Origin of the sequence: Saccharopolyspora sp. NPDC050642, from assembly GCF_040654735.1 — a bacterium.
GTDB classification, from domain to species: domain Bacteria; phylum Actinomycetota; class Actinomycetes; order Mycobacteriales; family Pseudonocardiaceae; genus Saccharopolyspora; species Saccharopolyspora elongata.
In genome coordinates, this window is the sequence record NZ_JBFAIN010000090.1 from 1 (window position 1) to 3,690 (window position 3,690).

Consider the following 3,690-nt stretch of genomic DNA (forward strand, 5'->3'; position numbering starts at 1 on the left):
ACGCCCCCGCCCCCCCCCGCGGGGGCGCCCCCCCCGCGCCCGCCCCCGCGCCGGGCGCCCCGACCGGCCGGTCGGGGCGCCCTCCTCGCTTCACCGGAATGATCGAAGCTGAATGGCCGGCTATGGAGAACGAGTCGGCCTCCCATCGCCGGGCGGCTTCGGGCCACGCGGCGCCGCCGGATGTTTCGTCACCCGAGCTGCTGCCCACCCGATGGGGCGAGCGGACCGCCGCAGAGCGGGCACCGGTCCCTCGGGTGTGGTGCGGGGCGCGCCGCTCCCGCTGTTCGCCGGATGACTCGTGGACGGGGCCTGGGAATTCGCGCCTCCCTGATCCAGCTCTCGGTCTCGGACACCGAATCCGCCGACGAACGCCGAGCCCGGGCCGCAGATCTTGTCCGGCGCCGGGCGGGCGACGACATCGTCGTGCTGCCGGAACTCTGGACGACCGGCGCCTGGGCCTACGACGACTGGCAGGCGGGTGCCGAACCGGTGGACGGTCCAACGGTGCAAGCCATGTCGGCGGCGGCCAGATCCGCGGCCGTGTGGTTGCACGCGGGAACCGTGGTGGAGCGCGACGGCAACGGCGCGCTCCACAACACGGCGTTGGTCTTCGACCGGGTCGGGGCGCTGCGCGCTACGTACCGCAAGATCCACCGCTACGGCTTCGACACCGGTGAGGCCGTGCGGATGGCCGCCGGGCGGGATGTCGTGACGATCCCCGCCGAGTTCGGCGACCTAGGCCTCGCCACCTGTTATGACCTGCGCTTTCCCGAGTTGTTCCGGGCGTTGGTCGATGCTGGGACGGAGATCCTGGTCGTGCCCTCCGCCTGGCCGGCCCGGCGCCGCGAGCAGTGGAGGATCCTGGTGCGCGCCCGCGCGGTCGAGGAGCAGGCCATCGTCCTGGCCTGCTGCGCCGCAGGCTCCCACAGCGGCATGGACCAGGCCGGCGGCAGCCTGGTCATCGACCCCTGGGGCGTCGTGCTCGCCGAGGCGGGTGCGGGCGAGGACGTCCTGACCGCGGACGTCGACGTGGGCTCGGTCGCGGCGATCCGGACCGAGCTGCCGGTCCTCCTGGACCGCGTCCTCGCCATTCCGGCCACGCCGGAGCGTGAAGCGCCCGCTCCGGCGGCACTGCGGAGCTTGCCTGCCATCCGGTCGCTCTGACTTCCCGCCAGGGATTTCCTGGTGGGTCGTCAGAGCTCGCGGAACCGCGCGTCACTGCTCGACGCGAACCCAGTCGATCAGGTACCGGACGTTGCCCGCGGCCACCTTGTCCACTGTGGACTGCGGCAGGCCGAAGTACGGTTCCGTGACGCCGTTGACGCCGTTGGGGTACCCGCCGCCGAGGGCGAAGTTCAGGATCAGGAACTGCGGGTCGTCGTACGCCCACGTCCAGCCCTTGGACTGGATCTCCTGCTTGGTGACCCGGTACGTCTCGACGTCGTCCACGAAGAAGGCCAGCCCGTCCGGCGTCCAGTCGACCTTGTAGACGTGCCAGTCGGCCGGGTCCTTGCCCTCGAAGTTCTGGCGCTTCGTGAACGGGGTGTCGCCGTGGTACTCCGGGCCGTGCAGCGCCGAACTCGTCCACGGCTCGCCGACGTGCTCCATGATGTCGATCTCGCCGCACTCCGGCCACGGCTTGCCAGCGTCGATGTTCGCGCCCAGCGACCACCACGCGGGCCACAGCCCGGACGCGGTGGCGCCCTCGGGGAGCTTGAGCCGCGCGGCGTAGCTGCCGTAGGTGAACTCGACCTTGTCCTGGGTCTTGATCCGGCCGGAGACGAAGTCGTAGGTCTGCCCGTCCGGCGCCTGGTGGCCGGGCTGGTACCGGGGGTGCAGCACCAGCGCGCCGTTGCTCGCGCCGGTCGACGGGTCCTGGTCGAGGTAGATCGTCTCCGCCGAGTCGATGTAGGCCTGCTGCTCCTGGTTGACGGTGCCGAAGTTCTCGCCGGTCACCTCGACCGTCCACTTCGAACGGTCCAGCTCCGAGCCGGAGAAGTCGTCGAAGAACACCTCGGCGCGGGGTGCCGCACCGGCTTCGAACAGCGGCGCGGAGGCCAGTAGGGCGAGCGCGGCACCGGCCGCGAGCAGTCGTCTCGGGGCCATGTCGGCTCCTTCCGAGTAGTGGGAGCGCCCCACTCCCGCGCGCCCAGGGTTCGAAAATGGATCGATCGAGTATGCCCACCGGTTCAGCGCCGGGTCCCGCTCGTGTCGTGTTTTGGACCCGCGTTCAGATCGGCTCCCCGGCGCTTTCTCCGCCGCCGCAATCGGTTCCGCGGTCGATAGGATCGACTCGTCCTCCGGTCGTCTCACGAGGAGTGCGGATGGTGAAGTCAGCCCGGCGCGGGCCCTACTTCTGCGGCATCGATGCCGCGATGGACGTGGTGTCCGGCAAGTGGAAGGTGCTGATCCTCTGGGAGCTGGAAGAGCACGGGACCCGGCGGTTCGCCGAACTGCGGCGCGGCCTGCCGGGCGTGACCGAGAAGATGCTGACGCAGCACCTCCGGGAGATGGAGCAGGACGAGCTCGTGCACCGCGAGGTCTACCGGGAGGTGCCGCCGAAGGTGGAGTATTCCCTGACGGAGCACGGCGAATCCCTCAACCGGGCGCTGACGGACCTCGGCAGCTGGGGCAACGAACGCATCCACCGCATCGGCGCCGAGAAGGTGCACGTCGCCGCGAGCTGAGCCCGGCGGAATCGTGGCGAGCATTGCAGATCTGCCGGAATCGCCGTCCCGCCCGGGCACGCGGAACTAGGGTCGGGCACGACCGAGCAGAGGGGGATCGATGGTCATCTTCGGGATCGTGCTGTTCGTCGCGGCCGGGGTCGGGTTCTACTTCATGCGACGTGCCCGGGACCAGCTGCACGCGATGATCGGTGCCGAAACCCTGCCGGTCAACGAGCTGGAGGTGCTGCGCCGGGCCTCCGACGAGGTCGGCGCGCGGGGCGGGTTCCGCAAGCAGTGCGAGGTGGTCGGCGCGGCCCACCCGCGACCGGAGGGCGTGCTCGTCTCCGAGCTCAGCAAGACGGAATGCGTCTGGTTCCGCTACGTCGTCAAGCGGCGCTACGAGCAGGTGAACTACCGGGACGGCCGCCGCCACGCGGAACGGCGCACCGAGACCGTCGCCCAGCACACGTCCTGGGAGGGCTACGCGCTGCGCGACGACCAGGGCGTGCTGATCGGCGTCGATCCCAACGGCACCAACCCGGACCGGCCGGAGCAGGTCGTCGATCGGTTCGAGCCGTACAACCCGCAGGGCCCGGTGGTGTTCGGCCTCCAGCTGCCGAACATCTTCGACAGCAGCGGCACGATCGGCTACGAGTACGAGGAGTGGGTGATCCGGCCCGGCCGGCGGCTGTACGTCCTCGGCGAGGTCCACGACAAGATCGGTCCGCTCGTGATCGGCAAACCCGAGCGGGACGGCCACTTCATCGTCTCCACCCGCACCGAGCAGGAGGTCCGCGACAGCCGCCGGAACCAGCACCGGTGGCTGGCGATCGGAGTCCCGGTGGCCGCCCTGGCGGGAATCGTCCTCGTGGTCCTCGGCATCGTCCTCTGACCGCCCGCTCCCGGCTCCCCGGTGGTCCGCAATTTCAATGGATGGTCGGTGGCGATCACCAGGCCGCCGGCGTCCGGGAGGCCGCCGTTGCGCAGCTGCGTCAGCCGGGTGTCGGCGGCCTGCAGCACC

4 protein-coding genes are annotated in these 3,690 nt (G+C 70.6%); 3 read left to right on the forward strand and 1 reads right to left on the reverse strand.

The genetic code is table 11. The annotated features are described in order from the left end of the window. Positions 1-291: 291 nt before the first annotated feature. Positions 292-1,164, forward strand: coding sequence for a nitrilase-related carbon-nitrogen hydrolase (locus tag AB0H93_RS44180; protein WP_358582939.1), 873 nt, complete (start codon positions 292-294; stop codon positions 1,162-1,164). A 51-nt stretch (positions 1,165-1,215) separates the two neighbouring features. Here the strand turns inward: AB0H93_RS44180 and AB0H93_RS44185 are convergent, their stop codons facing one another. Beyond that, positions 1,216-2,106: a glycoside hydrolase family 16 protein gene (locus AB0H93_RS44185; RefSeq protein WP_358582941.1), complete on the reverse strand. Its 891-nt coding sequence runs from the start codon at positions 2,104-2,106 to the stop codon at positions 1,216-1,218. A 218-nt stretch (positions 2,107-2,324) separates the two neighbouring features. Here AB0H93_RS44185 and AB0H93_RS44190 point away from each other — a divergent pair, with 218 nt between their 5' ends. Both AB0H93_RS44190 and AB0H93_RS44195 read left to right on the forward strand, forming a co-directional pair. Further along, positions 2,325-2,687: a helix-turn-helix domain-containing protein gene (locus tag AB0H93_RS44190; protein ID WP_358582944.1), complete on the forward strand. Its 363-nt coding sequence runs from the start codon at positions 2,325-2,327 to the stop codon at positions 2,685-2,687. Positions 2,688-2,787: 100 nt separating this feature from the next. Beyond that, a complete protein-coding gene (locus AB0H93_RS44195) occupies positions 2,788-3,561 on the forward strand; it encodes an E3 ubiquitin ligase family protein (protein WP_358582946.1) in 774 nt (257 codons plus the stop codon). Positions 3,562-3,690 lie beyond the last annotated feature (129 nt).